Genomic DNA, 22,900 nt, shown 5'->3' on the forward strand with positions numbered 1-22,900 from the left:
CGTCGCGGTTCGGGGGGAGTACGTAAACGCGCTCGAACGGCGATTCCTCGATTATGTCGGGATCTGATACGTCGTTACCTTGGGTCATATAGTCGGACATTTTTTGTTTTAGTTTGCTAATGTGTTCGCTCGCCGGTTCGTCGTCAATGGTGATCTTAATCACGCAAATCACCCGTACGGAAAACCGCGCGTGGATCGGTGGCTTCGGTGTGATTGTTCCCACGCCTGATGTCCGAAGTGAAGCTAGCCGCGTCCCCAAACCTTGAGATCGACATTAAGGGACTTGGATTTCTCGAAGCCACCGGGCAAATAGCCTCACGGTGATTTGCCAAAACCCCGATCATCGGCAGATACATCTATTCAGTCACCTCCGTGAACCATGTGAACCCCGTGTGTACCTCTCTGGCCAAAGATTCACGGAGTAAAACCGCAACACGGGAGCCGTATTGGCATGCCGCGTGAACCATGTGAATCTTATTAGCACATGACCGGAGGGGGTGGCCCGAACCGTGTGTATCTCTCTTGTTTACAACCACCATATCCATATCCAAGAAAGGTACACAAGGTTCACACAAAAGACTAACCGGCCTCACGTCATGCGGTTTTGTGGTGTGAACCATAGCGGCCAAAGGTTCACAGAGGTTCACGGGGTTCACACGTTCCGGGTTCATAGGCCACCTCTTAGCACACGGTAACCGCTATCCGTCTTTTCTAGGAGTCGCGTCTCTGTGGCCAAGTCGTCTAATGCTGTTCGGGTGTTCTCCTCTCCCGCGCCAACAAGTTCCGCAACTTCATCCGGGCTGGCCGTTGCTCCCGGACCATAACGCTCTTCTTTGAGTTTGTCTTTGATCCGTGTCTTCAACCGTCTAGTATCGACTGAACCGCCGGGGTTAGACGGTTGAGGATCGGCTTCCGCGCTATCGCTAGACTCCCACTTGAGGTTATGCTCCTCACAGAGTTGCTGAAGTTTGGAACCAAGCTCCGGATCTTGTATTACTGTTCCGTCGCGCTTCCGTTCTTTCTCAAAGTCTAGTCGATCACGGATATGGCCAACCCATGAAGCCGACTTTTCAACCCCGCATACGTCCTCATATTGATCTACAATATCGGTGTATGGAACAGCAACAGCCGCAAACGGATCGCCGTCCGTGAGGATCGTCGTCTCCTCAATCTCTTCAAGTGCCAAGTCCCGCAACACTTGGACAAATCGGGCGTCTTCGCTGTTCGCAACGGCTTCCTGATCGTGTTCACACACGGCGTTTATGAACGGCTCAAAGGAGTCTAGTTCGTCCCAGAGGATAGCAACGGTAATCAGGGAGAGTAACTTTTCGCGCGTTCTCCCGGTGATATTGTTGGCCTCAAGATAACCGTAGGCTCTATGTTCAGCCTCTTCCCATTCGTTACTGTTCAAGAGCCGAAAGCGGGCATATAACAGCCGGTTCCGAATCTCCTTGGCCCGCGTGTCGTCTAGTGTTGCGGGCATATCCCGGTTCTCCGGTGAGGATCGAACTTGGATACACCGATTAACAATATCATCCTCCGGGGTGTATTGAGTCGCTATCGCTATGTGAGAGAACGGATCAAACACTTTCGGCTCAAAGCCGGTGTGTGACTGTTCCGCCCGTGTGACGATTTCTCCCTCTTTTTGTCCCGCTCGAACCACATTATCAAGCTCTCTCTGTTCATCCGGGCCTAAGCCGTGATATTCGCTCACAAAGTAGGAAACATCATATGCGTCAATCATGCGGAACATGGAAGCCGGAGTCGCGCTCGCGGCCACAACCGCCCGATACGACACACGGGCTAACGTGTTGAGGAGTCGCGTCTTTCCGCCCGTTGTTTTGCCCATTAGCATGAGGTGAGGGACAAAGGTGAGATTAGGCCGGAGCCATGTCGAAAGCGCATAGGCTGTTAGGCCGTTGTAAATCTCTGGCTCCTTTGCGTCCCAATGATCACGGATGAACGCTCTTACATCGTCCCACAAGTCGCTGTATCCCTCTTTAGCGTGATCGCCCGGAGGATACCACATATCGCCCGCTCGAACAGCCGCCTGAACTTGAGCCGGTGAAAGTTCTCCTTCGTGTTCCCAGCTTCCCTGTTTGTCACAACCCTCACATTCGTTAGGCGGGCTAACCTCGCCGTTCTGGGGTGGGTTCTCATTTACTGTACCACATGAGTGTCTCCAAACCCCCAGATTCACACGCTTGGCTTGATTCGGGATAATCACCTGAATCGATCCATCGTCATGTACGACGGGTTCAGCTGGCCCGGTGAGATTAACGTCGGTGTGGCTCCCGTCGTCGAGGATCTCGATCGCGCCTTGGCCCGCCAGCCTATCAAGCGGGATATCCTCCTTCGGGCCTTTGTATCGGTTTCCAATACGGTTTTTATGAGTCTCCGGGATCGGAACCGACTGATCTTTCACCCGATATTCAACCGTAGTATTATCACTATCCGACTCGTACTGTTCGGTGACGGCTTTCCCCCCGTCGTTGCGGGCGTTGCTCCCGCCCGCACTTTCGTTTTGACTCATTCGTTAGTTGTGACTTTCAGTTAGTTCGAGGAGCGCTTCGGCGTGATCGGCCATAGGATACTCCGACTTTGCCACCCGCTCCAAAGCCTCACGTTTGGCTTCAATCGCCGTTAGCGCGTCGTGAGAGGCGTTCGCTGTCGGCTTGGAGTCGCTGGGGCTTTCGGCTTGAGACACTATTCAGCCCCCTCAAGCGGTTTAACGTCAATCTGTACGATATCGCCGTATGAGAGACTAAGCTGTTCACGTACTGGCTCCGGGACCGTAACCCGTCCGTCTTTGAGAACGCGGGCGGTCGCGCTTCCTTTGGTACTCATCTACGTTTACTTACGACCGTTGTATTTAATAGTAGTCACACCGTGACATCTTTTATATGGCCGGAGATATCAACCGGGAACAGCATAGCTTACTACGATCAGACTGGCGAGCATATCTCAAGGAGGGGCTGGGAACAACCGATAACGACCGGAAGCTTCGAGAACGGATCAGGGATCGTGTCGTAACTGGCTTATACGACGTTGCGATTCTCAATCAATACGCCCGTGACGACGATATCAAACAGATCTTTGGGCGATTGTCTAATGACCTAACAGAGAACACCGAACAATCCGATATCGTCAATGGGGAAGATAGGGAACTACCCGAAACGCACTTTGTCGCCGCTAGCGCGTTAGTCTCGCTCGCTTGGCGCGGACTCCGTGAATGTGGTATCGATAGGGATCGGATATTCAATCAAGTAGTGGTTCGTAGTATAGAAAGGGCGGAAGCGGATTATCAAGGCGTTCCTCACGGGAGGATTGAATCCGACATCTCTCTCTCAAAACTTGAGACACATGGTGATGTTGAAGAAATGGATCCGATTGATAAATGGAAGCGGGGGCTTGGCCTCACTGGAGAGGATTTACGCACGCTTCATAACCGCGTAAGCGATCACCCGGAGGTGGAAACTACTTCGGGCGAAGATATTGGAGAGTTGATTGACGAATACCTAGTTAAAGGCGACGGTCGAAGCGACTAATCTTCTTGGAGTTTCTCAATTAGCGCTTTCTTGATAGCGGGATCCTCAAGTAGTTCATCAACATCTTCAATGTCGTCTATGGCTTGGCTATCGCCCGCTCTCCCAGCCTCCTTGTAAGACTCCTTCATATCGCTCTCAATTTGGTCCTTAGCGCTTTTTGCGTCCGGGGTGTAGACTGTTCCACACCGCGGGCACGCTTTCGCGTCCGGACCAAGCGGCTCCCCACAATGGCAAATGTCGGGTGAAAGACTGCTTTTGTCGTCTGGCTCCCGAATCCCTGCAGCCTCCTCGGCGGCACGAATGTGATCCTCATCGGAAAGATGCGAATACGTCGTTTCCATAACGTCCGAATCCGGCGCGTGGCCGATAAGGTGTTTCACCGTCGCATCGTCCATCTTGTATTCGCGTTTTGCGATCGTCACAAAGTTGTGTCTCACCGCGTGGGGGTTGAGCGGCTTATCAATCCCCGCCTCCTCCTTGAGATTCTTTAGAGCGTACTGCATGGTATTCCGGGATACCATGCTGTCGGGTTCGGGGTTGCTATACCGTGGTTTCGGCGTAATGAGGTACGCATCCGGATTATCAGGGAAGGGGTGATATCGCAACCACTCACGGATCGAACCAACAGCACCCAAGAGCGGCCGTTTTGTGCCGTTCTCATCGGCACCTTTCAACCCGTCACTATCCGTATTCAGGTAATACACTCCCTCATCAAGATCCACGTCTTTGAGCCGGAGTGACCGAATCGCCGTGTTCCGTTGCCCGGTGTATAGCAACAGGTCAAAAATCGCTAAGTCCCGAGGGTGGTCGGCGGCGTCCCTGATGTTCGTAATCTCCTCTTTGGTTAGCATATCCCGATCGTCAACGTGGGTCTTATCGCCGCTAATCAGGGTGATATCGTTCGGGTCGATCCCCAAGTCGGTATGATATCGGTAGAACCGACGGACGCACCCTTGCTCATTCCGGATCGTGTTATTTGCTAAACCGCCGTCCTTCACGTCCGGGTGTCGCCCGGTCCGCAAGTCGGTCATCAACTGGTTGATATCCTGTGCCGAAGCGTCACTCAACGACGTGTTGTATGGGTCGTACTGCAGGCGTTCGGATACGCGCTTGAGGTGTTGCATCCAGTATAGCAACGTGTTGGCCTTTTTCGGCTTGGTGTCGTTGGCGTATTCCCCGGTTGACGGCAAGGAAACCGTCATGTTCTCCGGATCGAACGCGTTACATAGCTCACGGATGAGATCGGCGTCGGACGCGATCACCTCTCCGCGTTCAACTCCTCGCTGTAACGTCCCTTGCGCTTCCCGGTAGTTCTCCCGCGGTGTCGTCATACTCAATCCAATTCAAGCGCACCGTCTTATATCTGTGGGGACTTTGCTCAAGGTAGTGTCGGTAGTGTACCACACCCACTTCATGTGCAACCGGACGTTCATCCACCAGTACGAGTACCTCTGGCCGTACCTGCGTGATCTGTACGGGACGCCGGGCATCACAGAGACGGTGAACATGGACCACATCAAGGAACACTACTACACGACCCACCCGGACGTGACGCCGACCGGGATCATCGCGCGCGGCCCCGACCTCGACTGGGACGCCCCACACGACCGTGACCGGCTGACGGGATCGCCACCGACGCCTCACGCCGGCGACTGAACCCGCGAAAACGGCCGAACGCGACCGTAACGGTCGGTTTTAAAACGACCGTGAGCGGCTGCGACGATAGGCTATAAATGAACGATGCGGTGGCAGCAACACTACTCGTTGCCTTATAAACGGCCACTACACCGTGTTGCGAGCCCCGTCCCCGATATCGATCACCGGGCGTCCCGTAGCGACCGGGCGCTTCAGGCGAGAATCCGTCCGGAAAGCGAGTTTCCGACGGACTCCCGTTTATATATTACTGGCCGACTCATGCCGTCGGAAGACGACCGGTACCGCTTATAAGAGCTCGTCGAACTCTTTGTACCGGGTGATCTCGACGCCATCGTCGGTGACGACGGCGACGTTGATCCCGTTGCCGGACGCCAGATCCCGCTCGACGGCGGACTGGATCGCCTTCGCGGCGATGGTCTTCGCCTCGTCGACGGTGACGTCGTCGTGGTACTCCTGTTCGAGGACACCGAGTGCGTACTGCGACCCGGAGCCGGTGACGGTGTACTCCTCCTCGGTCGTGCCGCCGAGGGCGTCGATGGAGTAGATGTGTGCGCCTTCGTCGTCGACGCCGCCCAGGATCGGCTGGACGATGAAAAAGGCCCCAGTCCGGAGCAGGTTGCCGGTGAGCGTCGAGAGCGCCTCCATCGACATGTCCTTGCCGCGGCGAGCCTCGTAGAGGTTGCTCTCGGCTTTGAGCGTCGAGATGAGGTTCTGTGCGGCCGAGACGGAGCCGGCGATGGTGAGGGCACCACGGGGGTGGACCTCCTCCACCTTCTGGACGTCCTTCGAGGAGACCATGCCACCGAGGGAGGCGCGCATGTCCGTCGCCATCACGACGCCGTCGCCGGCGCGGATGCCGACGGTGGTGGTCCCGGTCTTCATTTCGCCCTCGCCGTCGGCCTGTGCCGCACGGCGCTCGCTGTGTTCGAACTCGCCGAGTTCCGGCCCGAAGACGGGCTGGTCGCGGCCGAGTTCGACGGATGGACCGTCCGAGAGATCGTCAGTCGGTGTTCGCATTAGCGGCACGTTCGCTCCTCGCGCCCATAAAGGCAGCCTTTCGGGGACCGACCGCCGGTTCCGATGCCCATATCCCGGGCAGGCGGAGTCGCAACTCGTTGGCGGGAACGACTGGGTCAAAACGGCGGGTCTCGTTCCTACTCGTCGACGTTCTCGTACGCCTCGCCGGTGGTCTCGACGAGTCGGTGAACCGGGACGTTGATACCGAGCCGGTCGCGGGCGAACACGGCGACGGGGAACAGCGAGATCCCGATGGCGATGGCCGCCTGGTGGAGACCGAACAGCGTCGTCGAGCGGATGCGGTCGAACATGGGTCTTCGATACCTCCCAGCAGAGACGTATATATAAGCCTTGTGTGCGGCAGATCGGGGTTTTCCCCCGCAGTCATGCGGTTTGTAAATCGTTTCGGACGTTCGAAACGTTCTCCGATACGGCCGGTGAGACGCGTATCTCAGGCCGAGTTCATCGGATTCGTTTCCATAACTTATGTGAATCCTCTGTCGGGCATGCGCCTACCTGTGGCGCGGATGAAGAGTCGACACACGGCCGGGTAGGGGATCGAACGGGATATTACAGTCCGAGCGCGTATCCGGTTCCGTGCAAAACGTCACCGACCGGACGCGAAACCCGTTCGGCATGGCACCGGATTGCCCCTCGTTCGTTCCCGGATACGGCGACGCGAACGCCGACTTTCACGTGATCGGCGATCACCCCGGGATCCACGGCGGTGTCGACGACGGGATCCCGTTTACCGGGAACGCATGGTCGCACGTCCTTCTCAACGCACTCGTCGACGCCGGACTGCTCGCCGAGGCCGACCCGGTACGGACGGATCGGACGTACCTCTCGTACCTCCACATGTGCGTTCCCGAGGGAGAGCCGACCGACGACGACTACGACGACATGGAGCGCTTCTTCGACGCCGAACTCCGTGCGATCGCCGCCCACGTCCTGTTGCCGGTCGGGGCTCGGGCGACCGAACACGTCCTCGAATCGTACACCGCACGGGCGTGGAAGACCGAGATCGACATGGACGCGCTTCACGCCGAGGAACTGCTCGGCTCGGGATGGCTCGTCCTCCCGATAAAAGAGCCCGCGGCGTGGACCGACGGCGACGCGGAGCGGTTGGTGGCGGCACTCCGCGAACTCCGATCGACCGACTTCCGGCGTGAGAGCGACCTCGGCCGGTTCATCGCCGGAAGCGACCCCTACCTCGTTCGGTGAGCCGGAGTCGTTCACGTCGAGCCCCGTCGATCCGAACCCCCTGACTCGGGCGACAATCGAGAACCGTCGAATTCCGTCGATCCGAACGCGACGTATCTTTACGATCGGTGTCCTCGTCGATCATATATCCGACGTTCGTCCCGATAACTCCCGATCGGAGAGGTTATATTTGTCACTACTCCGTGGATTTTATACGATACCGGTCTATCAGTAGGTAGACGCCCCGATCGAACGGGCGTCGGCCGCAGGACTGGTACTCCAACGCGGCAGCTTGGTCAGTTCCGGCCTCCACGGGCCGGTTTTTCCCGTCACGACGAGTTTCGTAAGCGGCGGCGGCGAGAGACCGAAGCGGGCGGCGGGCGACCGTGCTCACGTCGCGAGCAACGACTCGATGTACTGGCCGACGTGGTCGTCCATTCGCCGTTTGAACCCGTTCTGTCGTGCGAGCCGATCGATCTCTCGGGCGACGTACGTGCCGTACTGGACCGCCTTCTTGTCCGCGCTCCACACCGGCTCGGGGAGACGTTGGGCCGCGGTTCGACGAAGCGCGACCTTCCGTTGGTCGGGGGTAGCGAGGAGTTCGCCGGGCAGTCGGAGCGCGGCGTCGACGACGCGGTCGTCCAACAGCGGTGCGAGGGGCTCGACCCCGGCGGCACGCAGCGCGAGGACGTCGCGTTCGAGCTGGGCGGGTAGCGTGTGGACGGTCTCGGTGCGCGCACCCCGGACGGTGTCGGCGTCGACGCGGTGGTCCTCGGCCGGTTCGACCACCTTGCTGTACCCGCCGAACAGCTCGTCCGCTCCCTGTCCGACCGCGAGTCGGTCGACCCCGTCGTCCGCGGCGGCCTCCGCGGTCAGGTACAGCGGGACGGCGATGTTCAGGTCCATGGGGTTCCGGCGGCCCGTCGCGGCCGCGATCTCGGGGATCACCCGGCGGAGATCCTCGTGTGTGATCTCGACGACACGTACGTCGAGACTCATGGTCTCCGCGGCCGCGCGTGCGGCGGCGACGTCGTGACACGCCTCGAAGCCGGCGACGTAACACGGTGCGTCGGGGACCGCGCTCGCGACGAGCCCGGAGTCGACGCCACCGGAAAAGGCGACCGCGAGCCGCCCGTCGGAGTCCGTCCCGGTGTCGGTTCCGGGGCCGGATCCGAGGTCGACCAGCGCCCCGTCGATCGCGTCGTCGACGGCCGTCTGCGCGACGGCCGGATCGTCGGGCCCCGACGTCTGGAGCGACCAGATCCGCCGGATCTCCGGGCCGGCTCCGGGATCGACCCCGGTACCCGTCTCTGCGTCCGACACGACCGACCCTGCCGGAACCGCCACGGGATCGTCGAGTCCCGTCAGGTCAAACCCCCACGCGCTGGACCGGATCGGGTCGTCAGCGTCGCGCTCGACGAAGAGGGGTTGTCGTCCGAGGACGTCGCGGACGAGCACCGGGGCGATTTCGTCCGGCGGATCCGCGAGCAGTCCGGCGAACCCGCACGTTCCGGGGAAGGGGTCCCCCGTCCGGATCGCGTCGGCGACGAGCGCGGCGGACGCGCCGCGGAGTCGGTCGTTGGGTTCGGCATCAACGGTCTCGTCGCTCACGACTCGACCACCCGAATCACCTGAGCCCGTTGACGGCCCGGAAGGCGCGTCGTTTCGCCCCGCCGGCGAACTGGCGGATCGAGACGCGCCACGGCGTCCGCTTGCCAACGACGCTTGTCCGCCCGTCAGCGATCGCGGACAGGATCGCCTCCGCGGAACGGTCGTCCGCGCCGACCTCGGTGACCGCCTGCCCGACCATTTCGGAGATGTGCGCGTCGCTGCCGGCGGTCATCGGGAGGTTCCGCCGGATCGCAAACTTCTCCGCCTGTCGGTTCGAGCGCCCGGTGAACAGCCGGGAGTTATACACCTCGATGGCGTCCGCGCTCGCGAGCTGCTCGTCCGTGATATGCGCGGCGACGCCGTGGCGCGACTTCTGGAAGGGATGGGGGATCACGGCGATCCCGCCCTGAGCGTGGATCCGGTCGAGCGTCTCATCGAAGGGGAGCCCGCTCTCGACGATCTCGTCGATACCGAACGCGAGCACGTGGCCGGCCGCACACGTTACCTCCATGCCGACGATACCGACGAGTCCGTAGTCGGCGGCCATCTCGGCCGCCTCGATGCTGGCGTCGATCTCGTCGTGGTCCGTGACGGCGAGCGCGTCGAGCCCGACCGCGGCCGCCTGCTCCAAGAGGAGTTCGACCGGGTCGCGCCCGTCGTGGGACAGCTCGGAGTGGGTATGCAGCTCGACCGATAACACGGGTGTTCGTTCGTGGCTAGCAGTAAAAAGCGACCCGGTACGACGCGCGAACATGGCCGGGGATTGATACGGTCTGCCGGTAAACCGATAGGCATGGTCTCCCGCGATACGAAGGTCCACCTCGGAACCGTCGGGATCACCCTTCTGGTCCTTTTGAGTGTTGAGTACGCCGGACTGCTGCCGGAGTCCGAGTCCACGATAGGAGTCATTGCTCTCGCGTCGTACGGCGCGATATTCGGCGGCGCACACCTCTATCTCGCGATCCGCGGCGACGACGGGATGGTGCCGGCGGCGGCGCGGTGGCGGTACGTCGCGACGCTCGCCGTCGTGTTGGTGGCAGGGGTCGTCTACGTCGTTGCCGGCAGTGTCGTCGTCGGTCCGGTCACCATCGGGACGGTCGCACTTGCCGTCGCCGGCGTCGCGGCTGCCACGTACCTCGTGACCGAGTCGATCGACGCGTATCGGTCGTCGTCGGTATAAGTCATTGCTGGCGCGGTGAACACGTCCGAAGCCCTCGGCTACCCCGTCGAGTCCGACCCTACACCAAAACCGCACCGCACCTCACGCCTCCCCAGCCTCGTCGGGCGGCCTCGCTTCGCTTCGGCCGCCCGACTCCCTCGCGGTCCGCTCGCGCCCTGATAAGGGCGCTCGCGGGCGCGCCCGTTATCAGATCCGGATGAGGTCGACGTGGCGGAAGCCGGGACCGCATCGTCGACGTGGCGGAAGCCGGGACCGCATCGTCGACGTGGCGGAAGCCGGACCGCATCGTCGACGTGGCGGAATCGGAAGTGCGTCGACCCACAAGAACACCCTTAAGAGGAGTGACGGCGAGTGGTTTCATGGGAACAGCACAGCTGCGGATCCGACGCGCCGGGGTCTTTTCGCCCACGGCTTGGGAACGTAGCAGTGCACCGCCGCCTCCGACGACGGGGCCGAGGCGTCCGCTCGCGCGGTCGTCTCCCGAAGTCGCTCGCGTTCGCGAGCGGTTTCGGTCACGCCCCCTCGCGCGGAGTCGCGGTCACGTCTCGCGGTTGTGCCGTTCCAATTTACAACAATGGCACGAATGCACACGCGCCGTCGCGGGTCGTCCGGTTCGGACAACCCGGCGACGGACGAGAACCCGGAGTGGAGCGACGTCGACGCCGAGGATATCGAGTCCCGCGTCGTCGAACTGGCAGAACAGGGCCACGATCCCAGCGTCATCGGCATCAAACTCCGTGACGAGGGCGTCAAGGGCGTCCCGATCCCGGACGTCAAGCTGGCGACCGGCAAGAAACTCACCGAGATCCTCGAGGACCACGACGCGGACGCCGACGTTCCCGAGGACATCCGCAGCTTGATGGCCCGCGCGATCCGGCTGCGCGAGCACATGGCCGACAACGGACAGGACCACCAGAACAAGCGCGCGCTACAGAACACGGAAGCGAAGATCCGCCGCCTTGCGGACTACTACCGCGGCGACGAACTCGACGAGGAGTTCAGGTACACCTACGAGAACGCCGTCGAGCTGCTGGAAGAGTAATCCGATACACACACCGATCATCCCACTCGTGACCGAAACCGCAACCGCCACGCCCACGCCCGACGCGCTCGCCAGCGTCCTCGCCGACGCGCCGTTCGTCCGGCTCGTCGCGACCGACGACGGCGACGCGGTCGCGGCCACGGGGCTGCTCGCCGGAGCGCTCCGGGAGCGTGCGGTGCCGTTTCAGGCGCGAGTCTCGCGTGACCCCCTCCCCGAGACGGGCGACGACGAGGTCGCGGTGACGGTCGGCGTCGATGCCGGCCCGCACTCGCTCCCGGGAGGGGGCTGCCCGGCGAGCACGACCGCCTTCGCGGTCGCTCGCGAACTGGGCGTCGATCCCGACCCGGTGGTCGCGCTGGCCGGCGGCGTCGCTGCGGGGTCGATCCCCGGCACCGACGGCACGGGCGACGCGCTCGAAGCCGCCGAGCGCGCCGCCGACGTTACGAGACGTCCCGGTGTCGGGATCCCGTGTGTGGATCTCGCGGACGGACTCTCGGCCTCGACGCTGCTCCGAACGCCGTACTCCGGCGATCCGGAGGCGACGCGGGCGACGATCGCGACGCTCGGCCTCCCGGCGACGCTCGACGAGGACGCGCACCGACGACTCGCGTCGTTGGTCGCCGTCGACGTCGCGGCCGCGGAGGGGGCGAGCGATCGGGCGGCCTCGGCGGTCGAGCGCGCGCTCCGACCGTACGCGATCGCCAGCACGACGCCGGGCGCTCCGTTCGAGACGGTCGGCGGCTACGCAGACGTCCTCGACGTCCTCGCGCGCGAGGAGCCGGGAGTCGGCGTCGCGCTGGCGATCGCGACCGACCCCGGAGACGGGCTCGTGAGCGCCGCTCGCGACGCGTGGCGCGCCCACGGACTGGCGGCACATCGCGCGCTCGACGCGGCGACGACCGGCCGATACGACGGCTGTGTCGTCGCCCGGGTCGACGCGCCCGCGTCGACGATTCCCACGATCGCCCGGATCGTCCGGGACTTCCGGTCGCCGGAGCCGGTCGCGGTCGTTCTCGACGAGTCGTCGGGGCGGATCGCGGCGGCCGCGACCGAGTCGATGGGGCTCGGCGATGTCTGCCGGTCGGTCGCCGCCGAACTCGGCGGCGAGGGCTGGGGGGCGGACGCACGCGGCGGAGTCGATACGACGGCCGACCCGACGGACGCCCTCGCGGCGCTCCGGGAGGCACTATGAGCGACGATCCCAAGGGATCCGAGACGACGGCAGACCCGACGGAGCGGTCGGAGCCGACGCGGACCGCGACGGTTCACACGACTCACGCGGACGCGGGGGTCGTCGCAGCCGCGCTCGCGCCCGACGACACCGAGTCGATGTCGGTTGCCGTCGACGGCGACACGATCGAGGCGCGGATCGAACGACCCACGACCGGCGGAGTTCGGTCGACGGTCGACGACTACATCGTGAACTTGCGGGTCGCTGACCGGGTGATCGAGAGCACGGAGACGAACGGGGAGACGACGAACGAGGAGACGACGAACGCGACGAACACGAACGCGAACGACACCACCTATACCAACACATGAGCGAACGATCAGTATCCAAGAGCAGAGGACAGAAGCGCTGGTACGACGTACTGGCACCGGAACAGTTCGACCGACAGGTTCTCGGCGAGACGCTCGCCGAGGAGCCCGACCAAGTGGTCGGCCGAACGATCACGACCACGCTGGGCGAACTCACCGGCGACTCCGGCGCGAACAACACGAAGCTCACGTTCAAGATCACGGACGTGGGCAGCGACACGGCCTACACCGAGTTCGTCACGTACGAACTCACGCGCGATTACCTGCGCTCGCTCGTCCGCCGCGGTGCCTCGAAGGTCGAGGCGTCGATCACGGTTGTGACGACCGACGACTACCGGATCCGCGTCCAGCCCGTCGCGCTGACGACGAAGAAGGCAGATCGCTCACAGGAGAAGGCGATCCGCCGCGTCATGATCGACAAGGTCCACGCCGCCGCCGAGGAACGCACCTTCGAGGCGTTCGTGGACGCGATCATCGACGGCAACCTCTCGTCGGCCATCTACGGCGAGGCGAAGACGATCTATCCGCTGCGTCGCGTCGAAGTCCAGAAGCTGACCCTCGAAGCGCGCCCCGCGGAGATCGCCGCCGAGGAGGAGGCGGCCGTCGATGTCGACGCCGACGAAGTGGCCGTCGACGACGAGTAACGACCGTCCGAGCGAACCGCAGTTCTCCGTTTATTAGTCGCGTAGCGGCGTCGCTGGAATAGTGTGGGAATCAGCGCGGCGGCGCGCGCCCCCAAGCGCCTTATAAATAAGCGACTGGGGCGTTTGCGGTGTTCACCGCCGACCGACGGACGACCAGCTATATGAGATCGCTTCACTCCACCTCCCGCGTCAACTGCTCGCGGTACGGCTCGAACCCCTGCTTTTCGTAGAACGCCCTCGCTCGGTCGTTGTCGACGGCCACGTCGAGGCGCATCTCCGTACAGCTGTGATCGCGGGCGTCGGCCGCGGCGCGCTCGATCAGTCGATCGGCAAGGCCGGATCCGCGATACGGCTCCCTGACGTAGAGGTCGCCGACGACGAGTCGATCGGGACGGTCGAAGACGGGTGAGCACTCGTCGACACTCGTCAGGACGTGGCCGGTCAGTTCGATGTCGGGGTGTGTAGGGGATGCGGTCGCCGGGTCGAGGCCGTCGCTCTCGACGACGACCCACGCACGGTTCCCCTCAGCTTCGAACCGTTCGCGATAGAACTCGACGTTCTCTTCGATCAGTTCCTCGTCGGGGCGGTCCGCCAGCGCGTGTGCGTCAACGCTGGCTGCGAGTTCACGGTGATACGGAAGCCATAGCTCAGCGACAAAGCGTCGGAGAGCCGCCTCGGTCACCGGGAGTCGTCGGATCTCCATACGGCGTTCGTCTCGGGGGTGGACGAAAATTGTCCGGGATCGAGGTCCGACCCCGTGGGACCGAACCCGTCCGAACCGAAACCGTACGAGACCGAGATCGCGCCGGCTACGCGTTCGGTGGCGTGACGAGGGGCTCGATCTCCTCGTGGTCGAACCGGGCGAGGATCTCGCCGTCGATCGTTTTGAAGTAACTGGGGAGAACGCCCGCCTCGGCGGCCGACTCGGACATCCCCTGTGCCATCGTCATGTCGTACGAACAGGGGACGAGGATCGCCCGGTGTCCCTCGGGGTCGATGAGCTCGATAACGACGAACATGACCCCGTCGACGGACGTCCCGTACACGAGGTACTCGGAGAACGCGTCCGAGTCGTACGCCTCGGTGAACCGGTCGGCGAAGTTGTTCGGGAGCACGTGCATCAGACCGAACCGGTCGTGGTCGTTCATATCCGTGCTGACCGTGTCGGTGTGGGCGGCCATGACGTACGTCGCCTCCCACCCGTCCTCGCGCCGGTCGTCAGCCAGCATTTGCGCCTCTTCGAGGGTCCGTTTCCACGCCTCGGTGTGTCCCTCGCCGAGGCTCTGCCGACGGCTGACGAACCGATCGACTTCTTCTGATGCCATCGTTGTGTGCCCCTCGTCGGGGGCACGGCATAACTCTTTTCGAGGACGTTCGAACTCAGACGACGCCGAACCCGACTTCCATGACCAGCGAGACGAGGAGCGTGAGCACCCCGGCGAGGAACGTCTTCCCCGCCGGTCGGACCCGGTCCGTCGGCGGTGGAACGCGGATCCACCGAACCGGCGGCACCGCGCGAACGACCCGCTGGAATCGCGTTCGTCGAGTCCCCGACAGCGACTCTCGCTCGGGATCCCTGCGCTTCGGCCACAGCCGGACCGTCGCGTAGCCGACGAGAAGCCAGCCGCCGAGAAACGTTAACGTCTTTCCGCGAACGAACTCGCCGCCGGTCGCGATCCCGAGTACGATCGCGGTCGTCGTCACCACGACCGCGAGAACGAGCGCGTACCCCACCGCGTCGACCCACACGCGAAGCCGGTGCGATAGTCGGGCCGACGTGCCGGACATGTCAGTGTCGGTCGTCGAGGACGGGTGCAGGTTCACGGAACCCGTCGTCATGACGGTGGCAGTAGCTCTTCCGGTCGTTCTCGCCCACGGTATAATACTCGGGATCTATCTCCTCGTCGCTCCCGTCGGGATCGACACCGTCACAGATGCTCCCGAACTCCTCGTCGAGGGCATCGAGTGCGCGGCGTTCGTCGTGGTCGCCCGCGATGTCGGCGACGCGCTGGAGGACCTCTTCGGCCTCCGGCGGGACGTCGAGCCCGCCGAACAGCTCCTCGTACGTCTCGTCCATGGTCGCGAATCGCGTCTCCATGTCGAACCGTTCGCGGATCCGCTCACGGACCGATCGAGTAGCACGCATCCGTTCCCTGAGTATCTCCCGTAGCGCGTTGATCCCGTCCCAGACGTCGTCGTCCAAGGCCTCGTACGCCTCCGGGCGTATCCGTGCCGGACACCGCGTGCTGAACGGGCAGCCGCTCGGTGGGTACCGCGGATTCGGCGGCGTCCCGTGAAGCGTGATCCGGTCGCGCCGTTGGGTCGGGTCGGGTCTCGGGATCGCCGACAGCAACGCGTGCGTGTACGGATTGGCCGGATCGTTGAACAGCTCCTCGGTCGGCCCGATCTCCATGATGTTCCCGAGGTACATCACCGCGACCCGGTCACAGATGTGCCGGACAACTGAGAGGTCGTGTGCGATGAACAGATACGTGAGATCCAGTTCGTCCTGTAGCTCCTCAAGCAGGTTGATGATCTCCGCCTGTACCGAGACGTCGAGCGCGCTCACCGGCTCGTCGAGCACGATGAACTCCGGGTTGAGCGCGAGGGTCCGGGCAATCCCGATCCGCTGGCGCTGCCCGCCAGAGAACTGATGCGGATACCTGAAGTAGTGTTCCGCCGCGAGCCCGACCTGATCGAGCAGTTTCTTCACGCGGTTCCGCCGCTCTCGGGGTGTCTTCCAGTCGTGTACGTCGAGCGGTTCCCGAACGATCTCCCCGATCGTCATCCGGTCGTTGAGGCTCGAATCGGGGTCCTGAAACACCATCTGGGCGTTCCGTCGCCACTCGTACAGCTGATCACCGGTGAGCGAGGTGATGTCGGTGTCGTCGAACAACACCTCGCCACCGGTCGCTTCCTCCAACTGGATCAGCGTCCGACCGAGCGTCGTCTTGCCGCAGCCGGACTCGCCGACGAGCCCGAGGGTCTCGCCCCGATAGATGTCGAACGAGACGCCGTCGACCGCCTTGACCGGGGGGTTGTCGAACAGCCCGCCACCCTCGTAGTACGTCTTCAGGTCGCGGATGCTGACCATCGTGTCCCGACCTCGACTCCGTTCGTCGTCGTTCCGTTCCCCGTTCGGGGTGGTTTCGATCGTGTTTCCGCTCATTCGCCATCACCTCCGTGACTGCGGCCGCCATGTCTGGCCACCGCCTCCGCCGTCGACACGTCGTCCGGGTACAACAGACAGGCGGCCGTATGGTCGGCCTCGCCGTCCGCCTCGACCGGTATCGGGACAGGATGTACCTCGTGACACTCGTCGAAGGATTTCGGGCACCGCGGGGCGAACCGGCAGTACGTCGCCGGTTCGTTCGGCGTCGGTACGCTCCCCTCGATGGTCGAGAGTTTCTTCCCGCTCTGGTGGCCGGGGATCGATTCGAGCAACCCGCGTGTGTACGGGTGTTTCGGGTCCTCGAACAGCGGAACGACGTCCGCCGACTCGACGACCTCTCCGGCGTACATCACGTTCACTCGATCAGACACGTCCGCGATCACGCCCATATCATGCGTGATGAACATGATCGCGACGTCCCGCGACTCCTGGATCTCGGCGAGGAGATCGAGAATCTGTGCCTGTATCGTCACGTCGAGGGCGGTCGTCGGCTCGTCACAGATCAGCACCTCTGGCTCACAGGCGAGCGCCATCGCGATCACCGCTCGCTGGCGCATCCCTCCGGAGAACTGGTGGGGGTACTCGTTGACCCGCCGGCTGGCGTCCGGGATCCCGACCGCCTCGAGCAGTTCGGCCGCCTCCTGTGTCGCCGCCTTCCCGCGGATCCCTTGGTGTTGTCTGAGTGCTTCCTTGATCTGGTTTCCGACCGTGTACACCGGGTTGAGGCTCGTTAGCGGGTCCTGAAACACCATCGCGATCCGACCGCCACGCATCTTCCGCTGTGGCTCGCCCGACAGACGACTGATCTCGACGAACCCGCGCTGGATTCCCGCAGCGGAGTCCGCCGACCCGTCGGTAACGAACACGCACTCGTTCCCGCTCGTGAGCCCGAGTTCGTCGGTGTACCCGGCCGCCGCGACGTCGACGAGCGGCACCGAAGCGGGGTCGGCATAGCCGAACTCCTGAGGTGTCGCTGCCGTCGACGCGAACAGTTCTTCCGCGTCGTACGTCGCTTCGAGGTCCGCGACGTCGACCGTCCGCTTCGGGAACTCGTCCGCGAACGTCCGGACCGTATCCATGTCGCGGTAGCGAACGCTGCTGCCCCGAAGCACGCGTCCGGGAGACTCGATGAGTCCCATCAACGACCGGGCGGTAACGCTCTTGCCGCTGCCCGACTCGCCGACGATACCGACGGTCTCCCCGGGGTCGATATCGAAACTGATCCCGTCGACCGCTCGGATCGTTTCCTTCTCGGTGAAGAAGGCCGTCTGGAGGTTTCTGACGTCGATGATCGCGTCGTGGGCAGTTGCGGATCCCGCGTCGGCCGCGCTCGATGGCTCCACAGTCCGTTCGATGTCGCCGTCGGCGGCCATCAGGCACCACCCCCAGCGGTCGCGGCCTCACTCTCCTCGACATCGGCCTCGGGGTCGATCGCGTCCCGGATCGCGTCGCCGAGCGCGTTAAAGGCGACGACGACGAGAACGATCGCGATCCCGGGAATGGTTGCGACGTGCCACGACGAGGTCGCGACGTACGACTGTCCGCCGTCGATGAGTCGTCCCCATTCGGGCGTCGGCGGGTTGATGCCGAGTCCGAGGAACGTCAGCGCGGCCGTCGAAATGATGACGCCGCCGATCAGTAACGATGCGTAGATCAGGATGTATCCCGCGATGTACGGAGCCATGTGTTTTCTCATCGTTCGTAACGGTGTCTGTCCGTAGCTCTTCGCCGCGTCGACCCACTCCTGTTCGGCGACCTGTAACGAGGGCCCACGTATCGCGCGCCACATCCCTGGCCAGTACGCGAGGGCGAATATCAGTGCTAACAGGAATCCGCCGTCAAGCGGCTGGGCGATCGGATGGTTGCTCTCTTGGAAGATCACCGAGAGCAGCATGATGAGCAGCAGCGCCGGGATCGCCTGTATCGTGTCACTCGCCATCACGGTCGCGATGTCGGTGATACCCTTGTAGTACGCGGCGAGCAGCGACAACACGACCGCGATGAGTGCGCCAAGACCGATCGCCGTGATCCCGATTATGAGCGACGTACGCGCACCGTACGAGAGGTGTGTCATCATGTCCTGTCCCCTCGCAGTCGTCCCGAGCGGTGCCCATCTGTCGTAGGTATCATAGCTCATCGGGCTGACGGTGCCTTGGCCGTCGGACCGACTATCGAGGTTCGCGAAGACGTGCGTAGTCGACTCGACCTCGCCGTCATCGGTGAGATACTGGAAGTCGTGCGCGTTCGGCTGGTAGATGTTGTGTTCCGCTTGAACGGGGCTGACCGCCGGTGCCCACAACGCGAGAACGACGAACAGGAGCACGATGGCGAGTCCGAACAGCCCCCAATAGTTGCCCTTGAACCGTCGGATCGTGTCGTCGGCCGGCGTCCAGTCCGCCTGTCGGTAGTGAGTCCGATAGATCTCGAACCCCTTCCAGCCCCAGACCAGACAGACCATCGCGTAGAGGAACACGAGCGTGAGACGGATCGCCCACGCGATCGCCGGTGAGAGCCCCATGAAGGTCCCCTCCCACCCGCCGTCGGGGGCACGATACCCTTGATTGGGGATCGTCTCCCGACTCGTGAGTGCGGGAAGCGAGGACGCGAGCGAGTCGACGCCGCTGGAGACGAGCGCAGTGACACCGCCCACCGGCGAGAGTGCGAACAGCGCGGCACCTCCGGCCAACACGAGAGCCAATACGCTCCGTTTCGTCCACCGGCGTTGGTACCGAGTCAGATCCAGCCCCAGTACGTCGACCGCTCGGTCGGGGACTCGCCCCGCGAACGGAATCGACACGAGCAACAGCATCACGACCGCGGTTATCGCCGTTGTGATGCTACCGACGATACCGCCCGCCACCCCGGCGACGTTTCCGCCGACGTACCCCGGAACGCCGGCGAGGCCACCGGCGAGATACGAGACGATCCCGATCAGTTGACCGAGCCCTGCGAACGCGCGACCGATCTCAAGCAGGACCAGAATCGCCACGCCGGCGAGCCAGATGAGCGCCGGGCGGGGATTCTTTCTGATCAGGTCCACGAACAGTTCGTCGTTTTCCTCGTCCTCATACGTCTCCTCGACGTTCGTCTGTCTCGAGCTCATTTTTCATACCCCACGCGCGGGTCGATGACCGTATATAAGAAGTCCTGGAGGATGTTCAAAAAGAGGATTATCAGGGTGAAAATGAACAGTAGCGCACCGGCCATGGGGAGATCACCCTGCGTGATCGACTGGAAGAAGATCCTCCCGAGACCGTTGATGTTGAATATCTGTTCGACGATCACGGAGCCGCCGATCAGGAGGAACGCCTCGCTCGTGATCACCGGCAACAGCGGGATCAGAGAGTTCCTGAAGATATGCTTCCAGACGATCACTCGGTTAGTCAGTCCCTTCGCCTTCGCCGTCTCGACGAAGTTCGAGTTGATCGTCTCGAGCATGGCAGTCCGACCGATCCGCAACTCCGCCGCCATCGACGCGGACCCGAGGATCAGCGCGGCCGGTAGAATGAGCTTGGTATCGATCGCCAAGGCCGTCCAGTCGGCCACGTACGGGACCGGAACAAAGAGGAGATCGGTCGTCGAGATCCAGTCGAGATCCGGCGTCCCGGTGATGCTGATGCTCCGTGCCGTGAAGTCGGGACCGAACGTGTACCAGTCGAACCCGAACGGCCCGCCGCCGTCCCGGGTCCGTCTGAGGGCGGCCAGCGCCAACACACAGAGCCAGAAGTTCGGGAGTGCCTGCCAGAGTATCCCGCCGAAGGACGCCGTGTAATCCCCAAAGGAGTTCGGATTGAGTCCGGCGTAAAAGCCGAGGGGGATCCCGATGAAGAGCGGCAGCAGGATCGCCCAGAACCCCAACCAGATCGTCGCGGGAGCGGAGCTGATAACGATGTCGAGGATGTCACGCTCCGCCTGAACGACCCACGACTGACCGAAATCGAAGGTCAGGAAGCTCATGACGAAGTCGGTGTACTGCTCCCAGAGCGGGTCGTTGAGTCCGAGCCGTTCCCGCATGAGCTCCGCGTCCGTCCCGTCAGCCTCGGGACCGAGTCGGGCGGCGACCGGATCGATCGGTCCCATCCGGAGCATGACGAACAGGAACGACAGCACTAAGAACAGTACTGGGATCGTGAGGAGGACACGCTTAATGAAATACTCCCACCGAGTCATCTCGACTCACTCCCGGAGTATCGTATTGAACGTTTTCTGGAGATTACTGTATGCATGCGTCAGATCGATGTGTGGAGGATGTCGGTTACCCGGCTAAAACGTTTTGGAAATGAAAAACGTCGACCGGCTTACTGCTCTTCTTCGAGCTCGGTGTGCCAGTTGAGGTAGAAGCCGTTGGTTTCTCCCGGCATCCCCTCGGTTCGGGTGTTACGCGGCTCGAGCTGGAACGACCCGTACGGAGCGGCGGGCCAGCTCCAGATCCACCCGAGCGTGTACATCTCGAGGTCACCGTCCTCACCGCGGTTCTGTAACACCGAGAACTGCGAGACGTCGAGGTCGATGTCCGCGCCACTGCCGCTGAGTAGGTCGCGAACGAGTTCACCGGCCGTCTCGAACGCGACGTCCTCGTACGTCGTCAGGGTCAGTTCCGCGGGATCGTCAGCCGTGTATCCCGCGTCCGCAAGGACTTCCTGCGCGCTCTCGAGGTCGCTTTCCCCGCGGCTGTACGGGTAGTCGTCGACGAACGCGTCGTAGCCGTCGGCACCCGTGGGCCAGATGCCCGGGGGCAGGAAGCTGAACGCCGGGGTACCACGACCGGCGAACACCTCGTCGACGACCTGCTGTTTGTCGAGGACGTACGCGACCGCCTGACGAACCGGCGCGTCGACGTTCTCCGCGTTGAACCCGAAGTAGTACGTACTGAGCTCCGAGATTCCCACGTAGTTCACTTCCTCGTTCAGTCCGCCCGCCGGCCCGTACGTCCCGACCTCACGGTTCCGGTCGTCGGTGTCGGCGTCGACCGCGTCCTGATCGTAGAACGGCGTCGGGATCTCGAAGATGTCAGCGTTCTGTTCGAGCGCGTACGTCCAGATCGCGTCGTCGTTCTCGATGATCTCCCAGTTCAGCGCCTCGACGTCCGCGACGTCGCCGTAGTAGTCGTCGTTTCGGACGACACGAACGTCCTCGTCGGCGTTAAACTCGTCGAGCTCGAACGGACCGGTTCCGTTCGCGACCTCGGTAGTGAACTCCTGATGGGAGACTTCACCGTCGTAGCCGTCGATGTCGCCGACGTAGCCCTCGGGGATCACCGCGAAGCTGCTGTACGCGATGACGTCAAGCACATCGGGGTTCGGGCCGACGAGCTCGATCTCGAGAGTCTGATCGTCGATGACCTCGACCGCGAGCGAGTCCGGGACCGGGCCGTCGTCGTCCATCTCGACGTCGATGCCGAGCCCGACGGGCTGGTTGAGCGTGAATCCGCGGCGTTCAGTGTTGGGTGACTCCACCGACCGACGCCAGGAGTACTTCACGTCGTCCGCGGTGACGTCCCCGCCGTCGTGGAAGGTCGCGTCGTCGCGAATGGTGAACGTCCACGTCGTGCCGTCCTCGGAGACCTCGAACTCGTCGAGGAGTTGGTTCTCGACCTCGGGGACCCCGTTGGGGAACTGCGAGAGGTTCTCGTAGATCTGCGTGATGACCCGTGAGGAGGCGGTGTCCGTCGACATGATCGGGTCGAGCTCGTCGAACGTGCTGTTGATCAGGTTGAGCTCGTCCTGCCCGTCGACCTGCGTGTTGTTGTGCTGTTGCCAGTGATCGCCGAGCGCGCCGGTCAGCGGTACGTCGACGTAGTCGTACCAGAACAGCTCGGTGAAGCCGTGATAGATCGGGACGAGGACCGCGTCGTCACGGACCGCTTCCTCCATCTCGACGTACGCGTCCTGTCGGAGCCCCTCGTCCTCCGGAAGCGGGTTGTCGACCGCACGCTCCCACGCGGCCTGAGCCTTGTCAGCGTTGGTTCGCTCGGCGGTTCCTTCCTCGTCGTCCCCGTCCTCGGGGTCCTCGTCTTCGATGTCCCCGTCTTCGGGATCCTCCTCGTCGGCACAGCCGGCGAGGGCAACCGTTGCAGTTCCGCCGAGCAGCCCGAGCATACGACGACGGCTCGTGGCTTCATCGTCCGGTTTTCTGTCTGATTTCCGCATACTCCTATCTTTTAGTGAACCATCTTAAAACCTTCTCGACGTATCGGTAAGCGGTCCCTGAGTTTTTCAGTCGTCGATAGCGTACTCGGATCACACGGTTCGTGAACCGCTTGGGGGTTGAGCCCCGAGGCACTCGCCT

Annotated in this window: 22 protein-coding genes and 1 pseudogene; 8 read left to right on the top strand and 15 right to left on the bottom strand. The window is 62.7% G+C overall.

The annotated features are described in order from the left end of the window. Positions 1–223: hypothetical protein (locus J2751_RS08420; protein ID WP_209485100.1), on the bottom strand; the 223-nt coding region annotated here is incomplete at its 3' end. 444 nt (positions 224–667) lie between these two features. Further along, entirely contained in the window at positions 668–2,533 is a 1,866-nt protein-coding gene (locus J2751_RS08425) for a hypothetical protein (RefSeq protein ID WP_209485102.1), read from the bottom strand. Positions 2,534–2,903: 370 nt separating this feature from the next. Here J2751_RS08425 and J2751_RS08430 point away from each other — a divergent pair, with 370 nt between their 5' ends. Further along, positions 2,904–3,548 carry a hypothetical protein gene (locus tag J2751_RS08430; protein WP_209485104.1) on the top strand — a complete coding sequence of 215 codons (645 nt, stop codon included), beginning with the start codon at positions 2,904–2,906 and terminating at the stop codon, positions 3,546–3,548. Here J2751_RS08430 and J2751_RS08435 read toward each other — a convergent pair. Continuing rightward, positions 3,545–4,879, bottom strand: coding sequence for a site-specific integrase (locus tag J2751_RS08435; protein WP_209485106.1), 1,335 nt, complete (start codon positions 4,877–4,879; stop codon positions 3,545–3,547). The genes J2751_RS08430 and J2751_RS08435 overlap by 4 nt on opposite strands. 61 nt (positions 4,880–4,940) lie before the next feature. Between J2751_RS08435 and J2751_RS08440 the strand changes: the two are divergent. Continuing rightward, positions 4,941–5,204, top strand: a pseudogene (locus J2751_RS08440) (glutathione S-transferase family protein); the annotation flags it as partial. A gap of 285 nt (positions 5,205–5,489) precedes the next feature. On the opposite strand, the gene psmB reads toward J2751_RS08440, so the two are convergent. Both psmB and J2751_RS08450 read right to left on the bottom strand, forming a co-directional pair. Further along, positions 5,490–6,221, bottom strand: a complete 732-nt coding sequence (gene psmB, locus J2751_RS08445) for an archaeal proteasome endopeptidase complex subunit beta (RefSeq protein WP_209485108.1) — start codon at positions 6,219–6,221, stop codon at positions 5,490–5,492. A gap of 137 nt (positions 6,222–6,358) precedes the next feature. After that, a complete protein-coding gene (locus tag J2751_RS08450) occupies positions 6,359–6,532 on the bottom strand; it encodes a hypothetical protein (protein WP_209485110.1) in 174 nt (57 codons plus the stop codon). Positions 6,533–6,818: 286 nt separating this feature from the next. Here J2751_RS08450 and J2751_RS08455 point away from each other — a divergent pair, with 286 nt between their 5' ends. Continuing rightward, the gene (locus tag J2751_RS08455) at positions 6,819–7,445 is read left to right on the top strand and encodes a uracil-DNA glycosylase family protein (RefSeq protein ID WP_209485112.1); all 627 of its coding nucleotides are present in this window, start codon (positions 6,819–6,821) and stop codon (positions 7,443–7,445) included. Between the two features lie 369 nt (positions 7,446–7,814). Here the strand turns inward: J2751_RS08455 and J2751_RS08460 are convergent, their stop codons facing one another. Beyond that, positions 7,815–9,035 (bottom strand): asparagine synthase C-terminal domain-containing protein, encoded by a 1,221-nt coding sequence (locus J2751_RS08460; protein ID WP_209485114.1) that lies wholly within the window; start codon positions 9,033–9,035, stop codon positions 7,815–7,817. Between the two features lie 16 nt (positions 9,036–9,051). Beyond that, complete coding sequence (locus J2751_RS08465; protein ID WP_209485116.1) at positions 9,052–9,735, bottom strand: PHP domain-containing protein; 684 nt, start codon at positions 9,733–9,735, stop codon at positions 9,052–9,054. A 93-nt stretch (positions 9,736–9,828) separates the two neighbouring features. Between J2751_RS08465 and J2751_RS08470 the strand changes: the two genes are divergently transcribed. The 5 genes from J2751_RS08470 to J2751_RS08490 all read left to right on the top strand — a co-directional run bounded on the left by J2751_RS08470 (position 9,829) and on the right by J2751_RS08490 (position 13,440). Further along, positions 9,829–10,215, top strand: coding sequence for a hypothetical protein (locus tag J2751_RS08470; RefSeq protein WP_209485118.1), 387 nt, complete (start codon positions 9,829–9,831; stop codon positions 10,213–10,215). Between the two features lie 574 nt (positions 10,216–10,789). Next, positions 10,790–11,257, top strand: a complete 468-nt coding sequence (locus J2751_RS08475) for a 30S ribosomal protein S15 (RefSeq protein ID WP_209485120.1) — start codon at positions 10,790–10,792, stop codon at positions 11,255–11,257. A gap of 28 nt (positions 11,258–11,285) precedes the next feature. Further along, positions 11,286–12,449 (top strand): exonuclease RecJ, encoded by a 1,164-nt coding sequence (locus J2751_RS08480; RefSeq protein ID WP_209485122.1) that lies wholly within the window; start codon positions 11,286–11,288, stop codon positions 12,447–12,449. Next, positions 12,446–12,799 (top strand): KEOPS complex subunit Pcc1, encoded by a 354-nt coding sequence (locus J2751_RS08485; RefSeq protein ID WP_209485124.1) that lies wholly within the window; start codon positions 12,446–12,448, stop codon positions 12,797–12,799. Before J2751_RS08480 ends, J2751_RS08485 begins: the two co-directional genes overlap by 4 nt. Continuing rightward, positions 12,796–13,440: a 30S ribosomal protein S3ae gene (locus J2751_RS08490; protein ID WP_209485126.1), complete on the top strand. Its 645-nt coding sequence runs from the start codon at positions 12,796–12,798 to the stop codon at positions 13,438–13,440. Before J2751_RS08485 ends, J2751_RS08490 begins: the two co-directional genes overlap by 4 nt. 172 nt (positions 13,441–13,612) lie before the next feature. Here the strand turns inward: J2751_RS08490 and J2751_RS08495 are convergent, their stop codons facing one another. The 8 genes from J2751_RS08495 to J2751_RS08530 form a co-directional block, all read right to left on the bottom strand. Next, positions 13,613–14,143 carry a GNAT family N-acetyltransferase gene (locus tag J2751_RS08495; RefSeq protein WP_209485128.1) on the bottom strand — a complete coding sequence of 177 codons (531 nt, stop codon included), beginning with the start codon at positions 14,141–14,143 and terminating at the stop codon, positions 13,613–13,615. Positions 14,144–14,249: 106 nt separating this feature from the next. Further along, positions 14,250–14,765 carry a DUF7529 family protein gene (locus J2751_RS08500; protein WP_209485130.1) on the bottom strand — a complete coding sequence of 172 codons (516 nt, stop codon included), beginning with the start codon at positions 14,763–14,765 and terminating at the stop codon, positions 14,250–14,252. A gap of 55 nt (positions 14,766–14,820) precedes the next feature. Then, the gene (locus J2751_RS08505; RefSeq protein ID WP_209485133.1) at positions 14,821–15,228 is read right to left on the bottom strand and encodes a DUF7555 family protein; all 408 of its coding nucleotides are present in this window, start codon (positions 15,226–15,228) and stop codon (positions 14,821–14,823) included. Between the two features lies 1 nt (position 15,229). Further along, on the bottom strand, positions 15,230–16,609 hold the full coding sequence (locus tag J2751_RS08510; RefSeq protein ID WP_245202690.1) for an ABC transporter ATP-binding protein: 1,380 nt from the start codon (positions 16,607–16,609) through the stop codon (positions 15,230–15,232). Then, positions 16,606–17,985 carry an ABC transporter ATP-binding protein gene (locus J2751_RS08515; RefSeq protein ID WP_209485134.1) on the bottom strand — a complete coding sequence of 460 codons (1,380 nt, stop codon included), beginning with the start codon at positions 17,983–17,985 and terminating at the stop codon, positions 16,606–16,608. Before J2751_RS08515 ends, J2751_RS08510 begins: the two co-directional genes overlap by 4 nt. After that, on the bottom strand, positions 17,985–19,715 hold the full coding sequence (locus tag J2751_RS08520; protein ID WP_209485137.1) for an ABC transporter permease: 1,731 nt from the start codon (positions 19,713–19,715) through the stop codon (positions 17,985–17,987). The genes J2751_RS08515 and J2751_RS08520 overlap by 1 nt, the downstream gene beginning before the upstream one ends. Next, positions 19,712–20,782, bottom strand: a complete 1,071-nt coding sequence (locus J2751_RS08525) for an ABC transporter permease (protein WP_209485139.1) — start codon at positions 20,780–20,782, stop codon at positions 19,712–19,714. The genes J2751_RS08520 and J2751_RS08525 overlap by 4 nt, the downstream gene beginning before the upstream one ends. Before the next feature lie 128 nt (positions 20,783–20,910). Then, on the bottom strand, positions 20,911–22,710 hold the full coding sequence (locus J2751_RS08530) for an ABC transporter substrate-binding protein (protein ID WP_345777154.1): 1,800 nt from the start codon (positions 22,708–22,710) through the stop codon (positions 20,911–20,913). Between the last annotated feature and the right edge of the window lie 190 nt (positions 22,711–22,900).

The organism is Halorubrum alkaliphilum (genome assembly GCF_017873815.1).
GTDB classification, from domain to species: domain Archaea; phylum Halobacteriota; class Halobacteria; order Halobacteriales; family Haloferacaceae; genus Halorubrum; species Halorubrum alkaliphilum.

Bases quoted from the DNA above. Each gene is read 5' to 3' on its own strand.
- J2751_RS08530 (WP_345777154.1), bottom strand. From the start codon at position 22,710: ATGCTCGGGCTGCTCGGCGGAACTGCAACGGTTGCCCTCGCCGGCTGT.
- J2751_RS08500 (WP_209485130.1), bottom strand. From the start codon at position 14,765: ATGGCATCAGAAGAAGTCGATCGGTTCGTCAGCCGTCGGCAGAGCCTC.
- J2751_RS08525 (WP_209485139.1), bottom strand. From the start codon at position 20,782: ATGACTCGGTGGGAGTATTTCATTAAGCGTGTCCTCCTCACGATCCCA.
- J2751_RS08470 (WP_209485118.1), top strand. From the start codon at position 9,829: ATGGTCTCCCGCGATACGAAGGTCCACCTCGGAACCGTCGGGATCACC.
- J2751_RS08520 (WP_209485137.1), bottom strand. From the start codon at position 19,715: ATGAGCTCGAGACAGACGAACGTCGAGGAGACGTATGAGGACGAGGAA.
- psmB (WP_209485108.1), bottom strand. From the start codon at position 6,221: ATGCGAACACCGACTGACGATCTCTCGGACGGTCCATCCGTCGAACTC.
- J2751_RS08430 (WP_209485104.1), top strand. From the start codon at position 2,904: ATGGCCGGAGATATCAACCGGGAACAGCATAGCTTACTACGATCAGAC.
- J2751_RS08510 (WP_245202690.1), bottom strand. From the start codon at position 16,609: ATGAGCGGAAACACGATCGAAACCACCCCGAACGGGGAACGGAACGAC.
- J2751_RS08505 (WP_209485133.1), bottom strand. From the start codon at position 15,228: ATGTCCGGCACGTCGGCCCGACTATCGCACCGGCTTCGCGTGTGGGTC.
- J2751_RS08435 (WP_209485106.1), bottom strand. From the start codon at position 4,879: ATGACGACACCGCGGGAGAACTACCGGGAAGCGCAAGGGACGTTACAG.
- J2751_RS08425 (WP_209485102.1), bottom strand. From the start codon at position 2,533: ATGAGTCAAAACGAAAGTGCGGGCGGGAGCAACGCCCGCAACGACGGG.
- J2751_RS08450 (WP_209485110.1), bottom strand. From the start codon at position 6,532: ATGTTCGACCGCATCCGCTCGACGACGCTGTTCGGTCTCCACCAGGCG.
- J2751_RS08475 (WP_209485120.1), top strand. From the start codon at position 10,790: ATGGCACGAATGCACACGCGCCGTCGCGGGTCGTCCGGTTCGGACAAC.
- J2751_RS08490 (WP_209485126.1), top strand. From the start codon at position 12,796: ATGAGCGAACGATCAGTATCCAAGAGCAGAGGACAGAAGCGCTGGTAC.
- J2751_RS08485 (WP_209485124.1), top strand. From the start codon at position 12,446: ATGAGCGACGATCCCAAGGGATCCGAGACGACGGCAGACCCGACGGAG.
- J2751_RS08495 (WP_209485128.1), bottom strand. From the start codon at position 14,143: ATGGAGATCCGACGACTCCCGGTGACCGAGGCGGCTCTCCGACGCTTT.
- J2751_RS08515 (WP_209485134.1), bottom strand. From the start codon at position 17,985: ATGGCCGCCGACGGCGACATCGAACGGACTGTGGAGCCATCGAGCGCG.